General features: G+C 55.3%; 16 protein-coding genes. 5 read left to right on the top strand and 11 right to left on the bottom strand.

Features of this window, described 5'->3' with window-relative positions:
- Positions 1-10 precede the first annotated feature (10 nt).
- The 4 genes from AB1E42_RS09120 to AB1E42_RS09105 form a co-directional block, all read right to left on the bottom strand.
- A complete protein-coding gene (locus tag AB1E42_RS09120) occupies positions 11-997 on the bottom strand; it encodes a glucokinase (protein ID WP_368343935.1) in 987 nt (328 codons plus the stop codon).
- 192 nt (positions 998-1,189) lie between these two features.
- On the bottom strand, positions 1,190-2,251 hold the full coding sequence (locus tag AB1E42_RS09115; protein WP_368343934.1) for a methyltetrahydrofolate cobalamin methyltransferase: 1,062 nt from the start codon (positions 2,249-2,251) through the stop codon (positions 1,190-1,192).
- A 9-nt stretch (positions 2,252-2,260) separates the two neighbouring features.
- Complete coding sequence (locus AB1E42_RS09110) at positions 2,261-3,196, bottom strand: methylenetetrahydrofolate reductase (RefSeq protein ID WP_368343933.1); 936 nt, start codon at positions 3,194-3,196, stop codon at positions 2,261-2,263.
- A gap of 47 nt (positions 3,197-3,243) precedes the next feature.
- Positions 3,244-3,540, bottom strand: a complete 297-nt coding sequence (locus tag AB1E42_RS09105; protein ID WP_368343932.1) for a virulence factor — start codon at positions 3,538-3,540, stop codon at positions 3,244-3,246.
- 261 nt (positions 3,541-3,801) lie between these two features.
- Between AB1E42_RS09105 and AB1E42_RS09100 the strand changes: the two genes are divergently transcribed.
- A complete protein-coding gene (locus AB1E42_RS09100; protein ID WP_368343931.1) occupies positions 3,802-4,914 on the top strand; it encodes a Ppx/GppA phosphatase family protein in 1,113 nt (370 codons plus the stop codon).
- Positions 4,915-4,983: 69 nt separating this feature from the next.
- A complete protein-coding gene (locus AB1E42_RS09095) occupies positions 4,984-5,697 on the top strand; it encodes an RlmE family RNA methyltransferase (RefSeq protein ID WP_368343930.1) in 714 nt (237 codons plus the stop codon).
- On the opposite strand, the gene msrA is transcribed toward AB1E42_RS09095, so the two are convergent.
- The 4 genes from msrA to AB1E42_RS09075 form a co-directional block, all read right to left on the bottom strand.
- A complete protein-coding gene (gene msrA / locus AB1E42_RS09090; protein ID WP_368343929.1) occupies positions 5,694-6,197 on the bottom strand; it encodes a peptide-methionine (S)-S-oxide reductase MsrA in 504 nt (167 codons plus the stop codon). The genes AB1E42_RS09095 and msrA overlap by 4 nt on opposite strands.
- A gap of 77 nt (positions 6,198-6,274) precedes the next feature.
- Positions 6,275-8,185, bottom strand: a complete 1,911-nt coding sequence (locus AB1E42_RS09085) for an ATP-binding protein (RefSeq protein ID WP_368343928.1) — start codon at positions 8,183-8,185, stop codon at positions 6,275-6,277.
- A gap of 3 nt (positions 8,186-8,188) precedes the next feature.
- Complete coding sequence (locus tag AB1E42_RS09080) at positions 8,189-9,040, bottom strand: phosphate/phosphite/phosphonate ABC transporter substrate-binding protein (RefSeq protein WP_368343927.1); 852 nt, start codon at positions 9,038-9,040, stop codon at positions 8,189-8,191.
- 312 nt (positions 9,041-9,352) lie between these two features.
- Entirely contained in the window at positions 9,353-9,967 is a 615-nt protein-coding gene (locus tag AB1E42_RS09075) for a gamma-glutamyl kinase (RefSeq protein ID WP_368343926.1), read from the bottom strand.
- 194 nt (positions 9,968-10,161) lie between these two features.
- On the opposite strand from AB1E42_RS09075, the gene recA reads away from it, so the two are divergent.
- The 3 genes from recA to AB1E42_RS09060 all read left to right on the top strand — a co-directional run bounded on the left by recA (position 10,162) and on the right by AB1E42_RS09060 (position 14,350).
- A complete protein-coding gene (gene recA / locus AB1E42_RS09070; RefSeq protein WP_368343925.1) occupies positions 10,162-11,232 on the top strand; it encodes a recombinase RecA in 1,071 nt (356 codons plus the stop codon).
- A gap of 173 nt (positions 11,233-11,405) precedes the next feature.
- On the top strand, positions 11,406-14,063 hold the full coding sequence (alaS, locus tag AB1E42_RS09065; RefSeq protein WP_368343924.1) for an alanine--tRNA ligase: 2,658 nt from the start codon (positions 11,406-11,408) through the stop codon (positions 14,061-14,063).
- On the top strand, positions 14,060-14,350 hold the full coding sequence (locus tag AB1E42_RS09060) for a DUF1330 domain-containing protein (RefSeq protein ID WP_368343923.1): 291 nt from the start codon (positions 14,060-14,062) through the stop codon (positions 14,348-14,350). Before alaS ends, AB1E42_RS09060 begins: the two co-directional genes overlap by 4 nt.
- 50 nt (positions 14,351-14,400) lie before the next feature.
- Here AB1E42_RS09060 and typA read toward each other — a convergent pair whose 3' ends face one another.
- From typA to AB1E42_RS09045, 3 genes are all read right to left on the bottom strand, one after another.
- Positions 14,401-16,221 (bottom strand): translational GTPase TypA, encoded by a 1,821-nt coding sequence (gene typA, locus AB1E42_RS09055; RefSeq protein ID WP_368343922.1) that lies wholly within the window; start codon positions 16,219-16,221, stop codon positions 14,401-14,403.
- An 89-nt stretch (positions 16,222-16,310) separates the two neighbouring features.
- The gene (locus AB1E42_RS09050) at positions 16,311-16,646 is read right to left on the bottom strand and encodes a multidrug efflux SMR transporter (RefSeq protein WP_368343921.1); all 336 of its coding nucleotides are present in this window, start codon (positions 16,644-16,646) and stop codon (positions 16,311-16,313) included.
- 24 nt (positions 16,647-16,670) lie between these two features.
- Positions 16,671-17,126 (bottom strand): Lrp/AsnC family transcriptional regulator, encoded by a 456-nt coding sequence (locus AB1E42_RS09045; RefSeq protein ID WP_368343920.1) that lies wholly within the window; start codon positions 17,124-17,126, stop codon positions 16,671-16,673.
- Between the last annotated feature and the right edge of the window lie 55 nt (positions 17,127-17,181).

The following is a 17,181-nucleotide window of genomic DNA, read 5'->3' as shown; positions in this document are numbered from 1 at the left end:
AATCCCGGTTTCAGGCGGGTTTTTGATGCGCGAGCAATTCGGTCAGGTGCGCCGCTGAACCGGTGAGGGCGGCATAATCATCATTGACCACCGAGACGGCGAAGTTCCCCATGAACCCTGCGAAGCGACCCTTATCGCGGAATGCATCTGCAAAACCGAAATCTGCCAGAAAAGGCGAAACAGCGCGGGCTACACCACCGACAAGGTAGACACCTCCAAACGGCAGTTGGATCAATGACAGATTGCCAGCGACCGTACCAAGAATGCGAATGAAAATGCGCAGTGCTTCGGCTGCAATGTCGTCATGGCCTTCCGAAACCCGATCCATGATCTCTTTCGCGGAGAGTTCGGTTGGGGTGCCGCGTTCGCTGCAAAGCCATGCGTAGGTCCGCTCAAGGCCGCGACCGGACAACACGTCTTCGACAGCCGGGAAACCATGGGCAGTGGACACAAATTCGCAAAGGCGTAATTCTTCCGCATTGCGGATCGGCAGATTGGCATGGCCGGATTCTGACGGCGGCACGACGCGTCCGCTTTCCGTTTCAAAAACGGGCGCGGCGTTAAAGCCAGTGCCCACACCAATAACCAGTTTTGCCGCATGCTGATTACCTGGGTTGCCTTTCAATACCGGCATAATGTTGCTGTCCGCGATGTGGCCGAGCGCGTGGCCCTGAGCCTGCAAATCGTTCAGAATGGCGGTTGTCGCCGCGCCGGTTGCCCGGGCGAGCGTGTCTTTGTCTATTGTCCAGTCGAGGTTGGTCATATCGGCACGACCTTCGCGAACCGGTCCTGCTACAGCAACACAAGCAGCAAGCGGTTTGACGTCGTTCTCGTCAGCGATGTAACGGCGGAGAACCGTCTCGAGCCCCGGGAAGTCGGCATTTGAATAACGGCGGATCGTTTCTGGGCGCACATTGCGGCCCTCGGCAAGGGCAACTCGGGTATTGGTCCCGCCAATATCAGCGACAAGGCTGAAGCTTTTCGAAGCGTTGGTCATATGACTTCTCCGCACGCGATTTGCGCTTGTTAGCGATAACAATTTGGCTGGCGTCATAGACTACTTTTTGGCGCTGGTTCAAGTGCAATCCAAAATGATTGCTAGTCAGAAGGCACCATTCTGAATATATGACCCTTCGAAACAAAACGGGCAGGCCAAGGCCTGCCCGAAAATTTGGTTGTGTTTGTTCGCTTAGGCAGAGCGACGGCGTCCGCCTCTGCGCCCGCTCGAGCGGCCGCTGTCTGTGCCCTGTGCGGATGGTGGCTTGTTAAAACGGATCCAGTCGCCGCCATGGGGGTCGTTGTTCGTCAGTAGGTTCGCGGCGCGGATTGCTTCCATTTCCTTGCCTGCGCGGAACTGGGTCGAGCCGAGCCCGAACATCTGACAGAACGCCTCATCGTCCATATCTGCGGGAAGGATGATGCCGGCGGCCTCAACTTCCGCACGTTTTTCGGCGATCTTCGATGCGGCGGCTGGAAGTGCGACGGGGTTCATGATTGCGGAGGTCATGCCCGCGCCCATCGCCATCGGAAGGAACGCATTGTTGATGCCGTGGCGGTTCGGCAGGCCGAAGGAAATGTTGGAAGCGCCGCAAGTCGTATTGACGCCCAGTTCCTCGCGCAAGCGGCGCACCAATGCGAACACCTGCTGACCAGCCGTTGCCATTGCGCCGATCGGCATGACCAACGGATCGACGACGATGTCGTGAGCTGGAATGCCGAAATCGGCAGCACGCTGAACGATTTTTTTGGCAACTTCGAAGCGGACATCGGGATCTTCTGAGATGCCAGTGTCGTCGTTAGAGATTGCAACAACCGGAACGTTGTATTTTTTGACGAGCGGCAGGACGAACTCCAGACGCTCTTCCTCTCCGGTGACGGAGTTAAGAAGCGGGCGACCGCTTGCAGCCTTCAGCCCTGCTTCGAGAGCCGCAGGGACCGAGCTGTCAATGCAGAGCGGAATGTCGACCAGACCCTGCACCAGCTCGACGATTTTCGTCATGAGCGGTGGCTCAGTCTCGTTCGGGTTGGGGTTGGAGTTATAGACAACACCGGCGTTGATATCGAGGATGGTTGCACCAGCAGCGACCTGTGCCAGCGCGTCCTTTTCCACGGTTGAGAAATCGCCAGCTTCGAGCTCGGCTGCCAGTTTCTTTCGGCCGGTCGGGTTGATCCGCTCGCCAATGACGCAGAACGGTTGGTCAAAGCCAATAATGGCCGTTTTCGATTTGGACTCGACGATCGTACGGGTCATGAGATTTCCTTAGTTTTGGGAGGCCGGAACCGTGGAGGAACCGCCGTTTTCGATGGCCCAGTTTGCGTTCGTTTTAATTCCACCCAGCGGGAAGAAATGGACCTTCTGGATGTTGAAGTCTGGCGTTTTCGCCGCATGCGCCGCAAGTTGACCGATGAACTCGTCCGGCTCGTAAGGCAGGAGCAGTTTGGAGACGTCCATAGCGCGCTTCTGCAAAACCTTGAGTGACGGACCGACACCGCAGGCGATGGCGAATTTGATGAGGGTCTGAAGCTTGGCCGGGCCTGCGACGCCGATATGGATCGGGAGGTCGATGCCTTCGGATTTCAAGCGATCCGCCCAAGCAATGACCGGCCCTGCGTCGAAGCAGAATTGCGTGGCGAGTGCCATCTCTGCGTCAGTGGTTTCGGAGAACCTTTGCTTCCAGCGTAGCGCATCAATGACGTTCTTGTCAGAGCCGTCTGGATCGATGTCTTTATTGCCTTCAGGGTGACCGGCGACGTGAAGGCGCTTGAATCCTGCTTTGTCGAACTCGCCCGTCTCCAAAAGTTGCATCGAGCAATGATAATCGCCATGCGGGTTAGACACACCGCCGGCAAGCAACAAAGCTTGCTCAACGCCAGCTTCGCCTTGATAACGGGCGATCCAGTCCGCAAGGGTCGCTTGATCCTTGATGATCCGCGCTGGGAAATGCGGCATCACAGGATAGCCTTCGTTGGCGAGGCGTTTTGCGGTGGCGACCATGTCTTCGATCGGCGTGCCCTCGATATGCGCGATGTAAACGCGCGTACCGGTAGGCAAGAGATCGCGGAAGTTCTCAACCTTTTCGGCCGTCCGCGGCATAACTTCAATCGAGTAGCCTTTGAGGAACGCCTCAACATCCGCGTTCAAGGTGGGCGCGGTGGTTTGGGCTTCTTTCTTTTTTCTAAATGACAGCAAGGACACGACGGCCTCCTTTAGGCGGGCAGGGAGCGGGGTTTCGTCTGATGAGCTCAATTCCAACCTTCATTCGCGATGAGGGCTTTGATGCGCTCTTGATCATATTCGGCATCAATCTTCGCCGCTTCGTTGGCGGCGATTTCATGAGGGTCACCTTCGATAGTAAATGGGGCGGCTTTCCGCCATTCAGCGAGATAGTCATCCGTGCCATCAGCGCCAACTTTCATGGCGGCACGATCAATCGCCTGCTCGAAACGCTCTGGCAATTGGACCTTGGCCCCGCGGCGACCTTTACCCACAATCACCTGGGCCGGAATGTCGCGCCAGTAAACGATGGTCACGTCGGGCATTGCTGATTCCTCGTTGGTTATCTCTCAGCCTTCTAAACCGCTCCGAATCCGACACGGGGTCGGTTTTCGACATGGTGGGCGCGTGTAACGACCGTGCTCACATATCAGGAGAGCGAAACGCTGGCTACGCGCGTTGCATCCGAATATTTCATATCCATTCTGAGGCATGCTCAACTTTTGGCGGCAGTGCAAGAACAGAGCCTTGCGTGGGAGCCAGCAGAAGCCTAACCTAGACTTAACTCGAAATGGAGGGCGTGAGTCATGGCGCCCAAGCGTCGCCGAGGCGGTGGCGCGTTCCCGAAACCGGTCGAGCGCCCAGCGCCTCACACCGCGGATCCTGACACGCTTTATGCGGCACTGGATCTGGGGACAAATAGTTGTCGCATGCTGATTGCCCAGCCCAAGGGCAGTCAATTCCATGTTGTTGACAGCTTTTCAAAGTCCGTACAGTTGGGGCATGGTCTTGAAACCTCCGGCAAACTGTCGCGTGCGTCGATGGGGCGAACGATTAGTGCGCTGCGGGTTTGCCGCCAAAAGCTCGCGCGGCATCGCGTGAAGCGGATGCGCCTTGTTGCGACGGAGGCGTGCCGACGGGCCAAGAACGGCGCCTATTTCCTGAACCAAGTGCGCCGTGAAACCGGTTTGTCGCTTGAACTTATATCGCCCGAGCAGGAAGCGCAGATGGCGGTGATTTCATGTGCGCCACTTGTTTCGACCAAGACATCGCAGCTTCTCGTTGTGGATATTGGCGGTGGGTCCACCGAGCTTGTCTGGATCGACCTGAATAACGTTCCTGCGAGAGAGCGCCCTGGGGCAATTATGCGCCTTCACAGGGGTTTTGTTCAGGATCCTGGCCCATTCGCTGCCGCGAAGGTGGTCGACTGGATTTCCGTGCCGCTCGGTGTCGCCACATTGCGCGATCAATTCGAAGACGTACAGGATGATGCGGCGCGGTTTGCGCTGATGAGTTGGTTCTTCGAAGAAAATCTCGTGAAATTCAGCCCTTACTCAGCCGAACAGGTGCGGGACGGTTTCCAAATCATCGGAACAAGCGGCACTGTTACCACGGTCGCTGCCAGCCATCTTGGCCTTAAGCGCTATGACCGCAATAAAGTTGATGGATTGCGCATGACGAGTGATCAGATTGATGCGGTTATCCAGTCCTACCTTCAGCTCGGCCCAGCAGGGCGCCGCGCAGACCCGCGGATCGGGCGCGACCGTCACTCGCTGATCATGTCAGGTGCCGCGATATTGCAGGCCCTGATGCGTATTTGGCCGACTGACAGGCTTTCAGTTGCGGATCGTGGTTTGCGGGAAGGGCTGCTCTACGCGCAAATGAGCGAGGATGGTGTTCTGGAAGACACGCCTTACTGATCCTGCGATGCGATACTTGAGTGTTGGCGCTCAGCCCACTATGCGGGGTGGGACAACCGGAAATTGGCAATGGCAAATACACCAGGAAAAAACACCAGTGGACGCGGACAGCGCGACCTTAAGGTCAAAGTTAAGACCGCGCGCGGGCGAAAGAACTCCTCCACACGCTGGCTTCAGCGGCAACTCAATGACCCGTATGTCAAACGCGCGAAGGCCGAGGGCTATCGCGGTCGCGCGGCTTTCAAGATCCTTGAGTTGGATGACAAGTTCTGGTTTTTGGTTCCGGGTGCGCGGATTGTTGATCTCGGCTGTGCGCCCGGGGGCTGGTGTCAGGTTGCTGTTGCGCGTGCGAATGCGCTCGGAGAGAAATCGGGAAAAGCGATTGGTCGGGTCTTGGGCGTTGACCTTCAGGAAGTCGAGCCGATCGCCGGCGCAGAAATACATCAGTTGGATTTTATGGCTGACGATGCCGATGCGCAGGTGAAGGAATGGCTTGGCGGTGAAGCGGATGTCGTGATGTCGGATATGGCGGCGGCCTCAAGCGGCCATAAACAGACCGACCACCTGAGGATTATCGCGCTTTGCGAGACCGCCGCCTATTTTGCTTTCGACGTTCTGTCTCCGGGAGGAACTTTCGTCGCAAAGGTGTTGGCAGGTGGTGCTGAAGGTGATCTGCAAAAGCTGCTCAAACAACGGTTTGAGAAAGTCGCCAACGTAAAGCCACCGTCTTCGCGTTCGGATAGTTCGGAGAAATTTGTCGTTGCGACAGGTTTTCGGGGTTAATCGGCACCGGACGGAAGCACCCAGTCGGGCCTTGGGAAATGGCATGTGTAACCGTTTGGATGTTTCACAAGATAATCTTGGTGCTCTACCTCGGCCTCCCAAAAATCGCCAACAGGTGCTAATTCCGTTACAACCGGCCCCGGCCAAAGACCGGATGCATTAACATCGTCGATGGTCTTGATGGCGATGTCCCGTTGTGCCTCGGAGCAATAAAAAATAGCTGAGCGATAGGAAGGCCCCAGATCGTTTCCTTGCCGATTTGGCGTGGACGGGTCGTGGATTTGGAAGAAGAATTCGAGCAATTTGCGATAGGTGACAATCGTATCGTCGAACACGATCTCTATCGCTTCCGCATGGGTTCCATGGTTGCGGTATGTCGCGTTGGGCACGTCGCCGCCGCTGTACCCAACGCGCGTGTTCAAAACACCAGGAATGCGCCGGATCAAATCCTGCATTCCCCAAAAACATCCACCTGCTAGCACTGCGCGATCTTGTGACATGTTTTCCTCCTGTTAGTGGAGAGATAGGGATCAGCTGAAGCTTTTCAGCCCCCATGCGAAATAATTGTTAAAACGACTCAGCGAACCTCTTCACCTTCAGATAGCCGAGGCTGGCTGGATTGGCGTTCCAGCATCTCAAATAGTGCTTTCCGAGAAATCGGTTTGGCGAGGAAATCATCCATTCCGGCGTCGAAGCAATCGCGTCTGTCCTGCTCGAACGCTGATGCCGAGACGCCGACTATCCTGAGATTTCTTTTGGGTTCTGGAAGTTCGCGGACAAGTCGGGCTGCTTCAAGACCGCCCATCACTGGCATTTGCAAATCCGCGAGCAGGATGTCGAAATCATTATTTTCAACGGCTTCGACGGCTTTCTTGCCATCATCAACAATGCTTACGGAATGTGGTGTGTTTTCGAGCATTGACCGCAACACTTCCTGATTGATGTGATTGTCCTCGGCGATCAGGATCTTCAGCGGCGTCACCTGCGCCCTCATTTCATTTGCCGTCTTGATTTTCAGCTTCGGGAAATTTGACACCTTTGCTTTGGGGAGATCGATGTTGAACCAAAAAGTGCTGCCTTCACCCAGCGCGCTGTCGATCCCAATTTCGCCTTCCATTGCGTCAATCAAGGCCTTTGTAATTGAAAGGCCAAGCCCCGTTCCGGAATGACGGCGCGAGAGGCTGTTTTCCACTTGAGAGAACCGTTCGAAAACCTCGGCGTGGTGCTTTTTGTCGATACCAACGCCTGTGTCGGTGACTTTGAACGAAAGAGGGACAATACCCAATCCGCGCTTCACATCCGGCCGCACACGGATTTCAACCGAAACATATCCATCGCTGGTGAACTTTATCGCGTTCCCGACAAGATTGATGAGAATTTGCCGGATACGGTTCTCGTCACCGATCAGGGCGGATGGCACATTTGACGAAACGCGCCCACGCAACTCGATGCCCCCCAAATTCGCTTTCACCCGAAGCATGTCGAGCACGCTATCGACTAATGCGCGGAGGTCGAACTGTTCCTGTCGCAGTTCGAGGCGGCCTGACTCAAGTTTTGAAACGTCCAAGATATCATCAATAACGGCAAGGAGAGCGCTGCCAGAGGATCGTATCGTCTCCAGCTTTTGTCTTTGACCGGCTGTTAACTGTTCCTTTTCCAGGAGGAGGTCGGCTACCGGAATGATGCCGTTAATCGGTGTGCGAATCTCGTGGCTCATCGTTGCCAGAAACTGGCTTTTGATTTGGGCGGCGCGCTCAGCAGTGTTCCGAGCCCTTCTGAGAGAAACTTCCTTGTCCCGCACCACGCTGCGCATATAGCCAAAGCTTGATGACAGTGCGCCGATTTCATCGCCCAAATCCTTGGGGAGTTCAGCGTCAAAGTCACCATTCGCCAAGCGCCGCGAGGCAATGGAGAGTTTCGTAAGTCGGCGCCCAACGAAGACATCCAAGGTGTAGGCCAATAATCCGCAAGCGATTGTAACAGAGGCAATAACCGTCCACAGGATGCTGTTTACCTGACCTCGAAGCGTTGCGAGAGTCTCGCCGAGATCAATATCTGCAGTCAAAATCGCGACGGTTTCGCCTTCAAACGAAATGGCATGCGCTGCTGATATGATTTCACCTTCAAAGCCGACAGGCGGTGGCGTGATCGGATAGAGTCTCCGGCCGTCAGGTCTTTTTAGTTCTATCGATTTCCAGTCACTGTTCTGGCTAAGCACTTGATCAAGCGTTTCATGCGTCGCCCCAAGTTGGCTTTGCAGGATAAATGGCAGGACCGCATTGCCGACGATTTCGAGCTGGCGCTGAACCTCGCGCCCGCGGGTATCGATGAGAACACCGGTCACCCTCGGATAGCCAATAGAGTAGAGCATTCCGAAGCCGATCGCCGCAAAGATCACGACGCCCAAAGTGATCCGCCACCGGATCGACCAGCGCGGAGCTGACGCCATTTGCTGGCCGCCGGCAGGGTTATGCTTGGGCTCGGTCATTCACTATTGCGCCGATAGAACCAAATACTGCTCAAGTTCCATTTCACGAAGGGCTTGATATTCAGCCTCGTTCGATGAAACCGGTTCATGCATGGGAATTTGCGATAACAGGGCCTTGCCCTCATCATTTTGCGCTATTGCCAACATTGCTTCGCGTACCAAATCGACGATCTCGTGCGCGACCCGCGGGTGCGCCGTTAGCGGATGCGGGGCCACGCGTGCTGTCTCGTAGATAACATGGAGATTATCCTGAATCGCAGGCTCGGCATTACGGAAGGTCGACATGACACCGCCCGCTGCCCGTGCTTCTCCAAGAAGAACGTTGAGGTAGGCGGAGGTATGAGTCTCGGCATAGACTGGCTCGAAATCGAGCTTATGAATGCGATCAAGATTGGCGCGCATCATCAGCGATGCACCCAGGGCATTGGGCGCCGGAAAGGCGATCCGTGAGCCTTCCAAATCAGACACCGTAAGTGCCGAGTCATCATTGCGCACAACGAGAATACCGAAGAGACTTCGTGATCCATCGCGCAGAATGGGCACGTACCCTTGAGCGTCGCGCGCCATGATCGAGTGGTACGGGTTCATATAAGCGAAGTCGAAGTCACCAGCGAGGAACCTTTCTTCAAACTCAGGGATCGTTGATGATCCCGAAAGCTCCAATCGAACGCCGGATTGTTCAAAAATTGCATCTGATATCGGCGTCCATATGCTCGCCAGTTTCAGCGGTTCAAACTGGGGAACGACGCCGAGAGAGTAAACGCGATCCTCATCCGCGATCGTTGATGAAGCAAAGATGGTGCAGGCGGTGAAGATGAAACCCTGTGCGAGACGCCTCAATATACGAATTTTCATTTCTCCGCCTTTCGATCACGCGTTTGTCTCAAGTATAAACCAAAATTTCATAAGTAATAACAGCGTCTCTTTGGGTGAAAAATATATACGTTAGGCGTAAAATTTGACCGTCAGGGCTGATTTTGAAGGGCGTCTATACTGATTTTGAGTGAGGCAGGCTTTGATGGAGGGGATAGACCCCGACTGGCCTACCTTGCCGAACCAATATGAGGAGTGGAGCTTGGAATGAGGTTATGCAATTTGGGGTTGCGTGTGCGCCGGTGTACTGTGTGCTTTCGTACCGCTTCGCCAACTTGCCGAAGCCCGTTCAAGTTATCCGAATGGCGCCTCATGCGCGGCATTCTCCCACATCTCGAACTCCTCATCCCGACTTTTTTCGAGCTTAGAAACTGTACTCGGCAGGATTGAGAGGTCGATTTTGGGGGATACGTTTTTGAGAGGGAGATCAATCTTCCGTTGCAGTCGATTTTCAAGAAAAGCGATAAGGCCGCGCTGGTTTTCGTACTGGAAGAGATGGGTGACTCCAGGGCCATCTTCTGTGTCAGTTAGAAACTTGGCCTGACTGCCGACTGCGGCAAAAGACGCTGGCGTTCTCTTGCAAAACTCCAAGACAAACTCGTCGAACGAAAGATTTCTCGTGCTGTTCGGTTGGCCGATCAGTTCTTCACGGTGGCGATATCTGTACCAGCTCGAGAGCCAATCCAAGGGGTGCCGAATAACGGCAAGCGTTTCCAAGCGTGATGCATCTCCTGCTTTATCCAGCAGCGGCTCGACGAAACGCCGGTATCGGTAGAGTGGAACATGTTTGAGAATCGGGGGATCCCTGAAAATGATCGCCGCATGCGGTGAGAGCGCCCCCTCTATAGCGGTCGTTCCGGTTTTCGGAACGGCAAGGAAAACAAGATTTTCTTTCCAAAAAACAAGCACCTTGACCCTGTTCCTTCACGTTATTTCAGTTTTCCATCAGGTATAAACTAGCCGTTAACCATGTGTGTTGAAAGCTTCCTTCGAATAAATTTGACTTGAAATGTTCTACTTTTGTCCGCATACAGAGCGGAACAAGAGGCGAACATAAGCAGTAATTGCCGCCCGAGTGCGGGTGTGAAATAAGGAGCGAAATAATGGCAATGGCGGATATTTTGGACATGACTGACAAGAAATCGGCAGAAAAACAAAAGGCCCTTGATTCCGCGCTTTCCCAGATCGAGCGCCAATTCGGCAAAGGGTCGATCATGCGCCTTGGCGGCGACAATGTGATGCGCGATATCGAGGCCACATCTACAGGTTCTCTGGGGCTCGACATTGCGCTCGGGATCGGTGGTTTGCCGAAGGGGCGGATCATTGAGATTTACGGACCGGAATCGTCCGGCAAGACAACGCTGACGCTTCATTGTGTGGCGGAGGAGCAGAAAAAGGGCGGTGTCTGTGCATTTGTTGACGCAGAGCACGCGTTGGACCCCCAGTATGCCAAAAAGCTTGGCGTAAACCTTGACGAGCTGCTCATTTCCCAGCCTGACACCGGCGAGCAGGCTTTGGAGATCACCGACACGTTGGTGCGGTCGGGTGCGGTAAACATGGTCATCGTCGATTCGGTCGCGGCGCTGACCCCTAAGTCCGAACTTGAAGGCGACATGGGTGACTCGAGCGTTGGTGTTCATGCCCGCTTAATGAGTCAAGCGATGCGCAAATTGACCGGCTCAATTGCCCGTTCCAATTGCATGGTGATCTTTATCAACCAGATCCGGATGAAAATTGGTGTGATGTTTGGCAGCCCCGAGACAACAACAGGCGGAAACGCCCTTAAGTTCTATTCTTCGGTCCGTCTGGACATCCGTAGAATTGGCGCGATCAAGGACCGTGACGAAGTCGTTGGGAACGCCACAAGGGTAAAGGTGGTCAAGAACAAGGTTGCCGCCCCCTTTAAGCAGGTGGAATTTGACATCATGTATGGCGAGGGGATTTCCAAGACAGGTGAATTGCTCGATCTCGGTGTCAAAGCGGGTGTTGTCGAAAAGTCTGGCGCTTGGTTCTCTTATGGGGACGAACGCATCGGGCAGGGGCGTGAAAACGCTAAACAGTTCTTGCGGGATCATCCAGATATGGCACTCGATATCGAAGACAAGATCCGCGCTGCACATGGCTTGGACTTTGACTCGTCGGAAGATTTCAATGACGAAGTTCTTGATGGCTAGTCCATCATAAACGTTCTGACAGTAGGCCTTCGCTGATGTTTGCGAAGGCCTTTTTACTTTCAGGCTCATCTCAACGTGAGCATACTTTCGTTTGCGCGAGAGGTTGTGGACAGTGGCTGTCTCAAAAGTTAAACGGGGCAGAACATTCCAACACATGCGGAAGCTATCCCCTGATGACCAGCCTCAACGATATCCGTTCTACTTTCTTGAACTATTTTGAACGCAACGGTCATACGATCGTCGATAGTTCCCCGCTTGTGCCGCGCAATGATCCGACTCTCATGTTCACGAACTCGGGAATGGTCCAGTTCAAGAACCTGTTCACAGGTGTTGAGAGGCGCGATTATGTGCGCGCGACCACGAGCCAAAAATGCGTTCGGGCCGGTGGCAAGCACAATGACCTAGATAACGTGGGCTATACCGCGCGGCACCATACATTCTTTGAAATGTTGGGAAACTTCAGCTTTGGGGATTATTTCAAAACCGAAGCCATTCCGTTTGCTTGGGAACTCATCACCAAAGAATTCGGCATCGATCCGTCACGGCTGCTGACCACAATCTACCATACAGATGATGAAGCGTTCGAAATCTGGAAGAAGGTTGGCGTACCGGAGGATCGGATCATCCGGATCGCGACCAGCGATAATTTTTGGCAAATGGGGCCGACTGGGCCGTGCGGGCCGTGCACCGAGATCTTTTACGACCATGGCGACCACATTTGGGGAGGCCCTCCTGGATCGGCTGAGGAGGACGGGGACCGTTTCATCGAGATCTGGAACGTTGTCTTCATGCAGAACGAGCAGTTCGAAGATGGCTCTATGGTGCCTCTGGATATGCAGTCGATCGATACGGGCATGGGGCTTGAGCGTATTGGGGCGCTTCTACAAGGCAAGCACGACAATTATGACACCGACTTGATGCGCGCACTCATTGAGGCGTCTGCGCACGCGACCAACGTTGACCCCGATGGCGCGGGAAATGTGCACCATCGCGTGATTGCTGATCACCTCCGTTCGACGTCCTTCTTGATCGCCGACGGTGTGATGCCCTCTAACGACGGGCGCGGTTATGTGCTGCGGCGCATTATGCGGCGAGCGATGCGCCATGCGCACCTTTTGGGCGCTAAAGATCCGTTGATGCACAGGCTTGTGGGTGAGTTGGTGCGTCAGATGGGGGATGCGTACCCTGAATTGCATCATGCCCGCGCGTTGATCGAAGAAACGCTGCGCGCCGAGGAGACACGCTTCAAGCAAACGCTGGATCGCGGGCTGAAGTTGCTCGATGAAGAGTTGGCTGATCTACCTGAGGGCGCCAACCTTTCGGGTACTGCAGCATTCAAGCTGTATGATACCTACGGTTTCCCGCTCGACCTCACGCAAGATGCGCTGCGTGAAAAAGGGCGCGCTGTCGATACCGATGGGTTTGACGCGGCTATGGCCGAGCAAAAGGCCAAAGCGCGCGCTGCATGGGCCGGATCAGGCGAGGCTGCCGATGCAACGATATGGTACGACCTTGCCGAGGCTGAGGGTGTCACTGAGTTCCTAGGATACGATACGGAAGTCGCGGAAGGGCGGGTTCAAGCCATCGTTTCCGAGGGAGACAAGACCCAGAAGGCGGAAGCTGGTGTAAAGGTTCAGATTGTTGTTAATCAGACGCCTTTCTATGCAGAAAGCGGCGGTCAGGTTGGCGACAAAGGAGTGCTGGCGACTGAAACGGGTAAGGCGAAGATTACCGATACCAAAAAAGTTGCGGGCGTCTTTATACACTTTGCAGACGTGGTCGAAGGGTCAATCGAAGTAGGGAAGGGTGCTGAATTGACAGTTGAGCATGAACGCCGGAGTGCGATCCGCGCCAACCACTCCGCGACGCACCTGCTTCACGAGGCGCTCCGCAATGCCCTTGGTGAGCATGTCGCTCAACGTGGCTCGCTGAATGCCCCGGATCGCCTCAGGTTCGACTTTAGCCATGGCAATGCGCTGTCAGCTGAGCAGATTGATCGGGTTGAGGCCGAGGTGAACCGAATGATCCGGCAGAATTCGTTGGTCGAAACAAGGATCATGACACCTGACGACGCGCGGGCAATTGGCGCGCAGGCGCTGTTTGGTGAGAAATACGGTGACGAAGTTCGTGTTGTTTCGATGGGCGAGGCACCGACCGGCAAAGGGCAGAACGGGAAGACTTACTCCATCGAGCTTTGTGGTGGAACCCATGTGCGCCAAACCGGCGATATTGGGGCTTTCGTGGTGTTAGGAGATAGTGCCTCTTCTGCAGGTGTTCGGCGCGTCGAAGCGCTGACGGGCGAGAAAGCATTGGCCTATCTTGCAGATCAAGAGCGCGCGCTATCAGAAATTGCGGCCGCGTTGAAAGCCCCGGTTGGTGAGGCGGTCGATAAGGTGAAAGCGCTATTGGAGGAACGGAAGGCGCTGGCCAATGAGGTCGCTCAGTTGCGCCGTGAGCTCGCGATGTCCGGTGGCGATGCAAGTTCCGATCCCGCGCGCGACGTAGGGGGCATCGCATTCAAGGCGCAAGTGATCAAAGGGGTAACAGGAAAAGACCTGCCTGCTTTGATTGATGAAATGAAGGCCGAATTGGGCAGCGGTGTCGTGCTTTTGGTGGCTGATGCCGGCGGAAAGGCTGCCGTCGCAGCCGGTGTAACCGCAGACCTGACCAGCAAGGTGTCGGCTGTTGATGTTTTACGGGCGGCTGTTGCTGAGCTTGGCGGAAAAGGTGGCGGTGGACGACCTGACATGGCGCAAGGGGGAGGCGCATCGGCTGAGAACGCGGACGCTGCCTTTGCCGCCGCTGAATCAGTGATTGGAGGTGCAAAATGAGCGCGTTGTGGATTGCCCATGTGACCGTTACCGATGACGCCGCTTATGCCGAATACGCAAAGCGCGCGACCGTCGCAATTGCGGATCATGGTGGAATTTTCCTTGCCCGCGGCGGCGCGTTTGAGCAACTCGAAGGGGAACCGCGCCCGCGCAACGTGGTGGTGAGGTTCCCCTCACTCGATACCGCGCGCGCGTGCTACAATTCGGCGGCCTATCAAGAAGCGCTTGGCTTTGCCAAAGGGGCCTCCGTTCGTGATCTTGTGATCGTGGAAGAACTTACGCGCTAGTCGAGACCCCCCTGAAGTAAAAAAGGGCCTCGTTGATCGAGGCCCTTTTTTTAGCTTGCCGCCCTTGCTTGGCGCTTGCGCTCGTGGGGGTCCAAGAACCGCTTACGCAGGCGAATTGATTGCGGCGTCACCTCTACGAGTTCGTCGTCATCAATGTAGGCAATCGCTTGTTCGAGCGAGAGGGTCGTCGGGGGAGTGAGGCGGACCGCTTCGTCAGTGCCGGAAGCCCGCACGTTGGTGAGCTTCTTGCCCTTCAGGGGGTTGACCTCAAGATCATTGTCGCGGCTATGCTCGCCGATAATCATCCCCTCGTAGACCTTTTCCTGCGGAGAGATAAACATCTTGCCGCGCTCTTCGAGGTTCCAGAGCGCATAGGCGACAGCGTCGCCATTCTCCATCGAAATCAACACGCCCTGACGCCGCCCTTGGATCGGGCCACGATGCGGGGTCCAGCCGTGGAAGATGCGGTTGAGTACACCCGAGCCGCGTGTATCTGTCAGAAACTCGCCGTGATAGCCGATCAAACCGCGCGAAGGTATGTTGGCGACGATGCGGGTCTTACCTGCGCCAGCAGGCTTCATTTCAACCAGATCACCCTTGCGCGCGCCTGTGAGCTTTTCGACCACGACGCCTGTGTACTCGTCGTCAACATCGATGGTCACTTCTTCGACGGGCTCCATGCGAACGCCATTTTCTTCCCGGAAGATTACCTGCGGGCGCGAAATCGAAAGTTCGAAACCTTCGCGGCGCATATTTTCGATTAGGACACCCATCTGCAATTCGCCGCGCCCTGAAACGATGAACGCTTCGCCGCCGGGGGTGTCTTCGATTTTGATGGCGACGTTGGATTCGGCCTCTTTCATCAGGCGATCCCTGATGACGCGGGATTGTACCTTCTTGCCATCCCGTCCGGCCAGCGGGCTGTCATTAATCCCAAAAGTAACCGAGATCGTTGGCGGGTCGATCGGCTGCGCGGGCAGCGGGGAATCGAGAGAGGGGTCGCATAGCGTATCTGCGACGGTGGCTTTGCTCATACCGGCAAGCGTGACAATGTCGCCTGCTTCCGCAGCATCAATCGCCTGTTGCGATAGACCACGGAACGCCATGATCTTGGTGACGCGAAACTGTTCAATCTTGTCACCCGTGCGGGAGAGCGCTTTCAGCGTCTCACCGGCGCGCAGGGTGCCGCTTTCGACGCGACCCGTCAGGATGCGCCCGAGGAACGGATCAGCCGAGAGGGTCGTTGCCAACATCCGGAAGGGCTCGCTACGATGGGCGACCTGCTTTGGCGCAGGCACATGTTTGACCACGAGTTCAAACAGGGCCTTAAGGTCTTTGCGTGGGCCATCGAGTTCCGCGTCAGCCCATCCAGAGCGGCCGGAAGCGTAGAGGTGCGGGAAGTCCAGCTGGTTGTCGTCTGCGCCGAGGTTGGCAAAGAGGTCAAAACACTCGTCAAGCGCACGATCAGGTTCGGCGTCCGGCTTGTCGACCTTGTTGAGGACGACGATCGGGCGCAGGCCAAGTGCCAGTGCTTTTGAGGTAACGAACTTCGTCTGCGGCATCGGGCCCTCTGCCGCATCGACAAGTAGAACAACGCCATCGACCATCGACAAGATGCGCTCGACCTCTCCACCAAAGTCAGCGTGACCGGGAGTGTCGACGATGTTGATGCGCGTGCCATTCCATTCGACGCTGGTTGCTTTGGCAAGGATTGTGATCCCGCGCTCGCGCTCAATATCGTTGGAATCCATCGCGCGCTCTGAAACCGCTTGGTTCTCGCGGAAAGCGCCGGATTGCTTGAGAAGTTCGTCGACAAGTGTCGTCTTGCCGTGGTCAACGTGTGCGATGATCGCGATATTGCGAATGTCCATAGGTCTGCCTTTTGTGGAGTTGGGCGCGCAATACAGCGCATTCACCACAAAAGCCAGTGCTAATGCTGCAATGCAGATATGTTCTGTGGTTAGTGGGGCGTGGCCTTGGAAAACAGGTGGATTATCGCAATCCCCGCAATGATCAAACCCATGCCCAGTACGGCTGGCAGATCAAGGGTTTGCTTGAAGACGAAGTAGCCGATCAGGGCAATGAAAATGATGCCAAGCCCCGACCACAACGCATAGACTACACCAACCGGCATCTCGCGCAGGGTCAATGAGAGGAAGTAGAACGCGCCAGCATATGCGAAGAGAACGAACAGCGATGGCCCCAAGCGGGTGAATTGCTGACTGGCTTGTAGCGCGGAGGTGCCGACGGTCTCAGCCGCGACGGCGATGAGGAGGTAGACGTAGGTTAGGCTCATCTGATTACTCGCATATGGGAATGGTTAGAGCGGGAGCGCGGTCGTTTCTTTGATTTCTTCCATCACGAAGCTAGCCGACACATCTGAAAGCTCAACTTTGTCGATCAGTCGCTTATACAGCCGGTCGTAAGCCGGCATATCAGCGACGCGGGCGCGTATGAGGTAGTCTAGCTCACCAGACATCCGGTAAACACCCAAGATCTCTGGCATCGCGCGGGTTGCGCGCGAGAATTTCTCGAGCCAATCGGCGTTATGTTCGCGGGTTTTAACCATAAGAAATACAGTGAGCGGAAGACCCATCGTTTCGGGGTCGAGCAAGGCGACGCGCTTCTTGATGACACCTTGTTCCTCTAAGGCTCTGATGCGTCGCCAGCTGGCATTTCTGGAAAGGCCGACTTTTTCGCCGAGTTCTTCCAGAGACTGTGCCGAGTCACGCTGAAGCTCGCCTAATAGTCTTCGGTCTATAGAATCAATTTTCATGGATACCTTAAGTATTGGGATAATTTCTCAACATGTTCGTATAGTACATGATATT

The sequence above is a fragment of the Pelagovum sp. HNIBRBA483 genome (assembly GCF_040931995.1).
Taxonomy (GTDB): domain Bacteria; phylum Pseudomonadota; class Alphaproteobacteria; order Rhodobacterales; family Rhodobacteraceae; genus JAEPMR01.
Note: the sequence above shows the minus strand (reverse complement) of the source record. Positions and strands in the feature narration are given on the sequence as shown.

Coding starts and splice junctions, on each gene's coding strand:
- AB1E42_RS09080 (WP_368343927.1), bottom strand. CDS start 9,040: ATGAAAATTCGTATATTGAGGCGTCTCGCACAGGGTTTCATCTTCACC.
- AB1E42_RS09085 (WP_368343928.1), bottom strand. CDS start 8,185: ATGACCGAGCCCAAGCATAACCCTGCCGGCGGCCAGCAAATGGCGTCA.
- AB1E42_RS09115 (WP_368343934.1), bottom strand. CDS start 2,251: ATGACCCGTACGATCGTCGAGTCCAAATCGAAAACGGCCATTATTGGC.
- recA (WP_368343925.1), top strand. CDS start 10,162: ATGGCAATGGCGGATATTTTGGACATGACTGACAAGAAATCGGCAGAA.
- AB1E42_RS09105 (WP_368343932.1), bottom strand. CDS start 3,540: ATGCCCGACGTGACCATCGTTTACTGGCGCGACATTCCGGCCCAGGTG.
- AB1E42_RS09120 (WP_368343935.1), bottom strand. CDS start 997: ATGACCAACGCTTCGAAAAGCTTCAGCCTTGTCGCTGATATTGGCGGG.
- alaS (WP_368343924.1), top strand. CDS start 11,406: ATGACCAGCCTCAACGATATCCGTTCTACTTTCTTGAACTATTTTGAA.
- AB1E42_RS09095 (WP_368343930.1), top strand. CDS start 4,984: ATGGCAAATACACCAGGAAAAAACACCAGTGGACGCGGACAGCGCGAC.
- AB1E42_RS09045 (WP_368343920.1), bottom strand. CDS start 17,126: ATGAAAATTGATTCTATAGACCGAAGACTATTAGGCGAGCTTCAGCGT.
- AB1E42_RS09060 (WP_368343923.1), top strand. CDS start 14,060: ATGAGCGCGTTGTGGATTGCCCATGTGACCGTTACCGATGACGCCGCT.
- msrA (WP_368343929.1), bottom strand. CDS start 6,197: ATGTCACAAGATCGCGCAGTGCTAGCAGGTGGATGTTTTTGGGGAATG.
- AB1E42_RS09100 (WP_368343931.1), top strand. CDS start 3,802: ATGGCGCCCAAGCGTCGCCGAGGCGGTGGCGCGTTCCCGAAACCGGTC.
- typA (WP_368343922.1), bottom strand. CDS start 16,221: ATGGACATTCGCAATATCGCGATCATCGCACACGTTGACCACGGCAAG.
- AB1E42_RS09050 (WP_368343921.1), bottom strand. CDS start 16,646: ATGAGCCTAACCTACGTCTACCTCCTCATCGCCGTCGCGGCTGAGACC.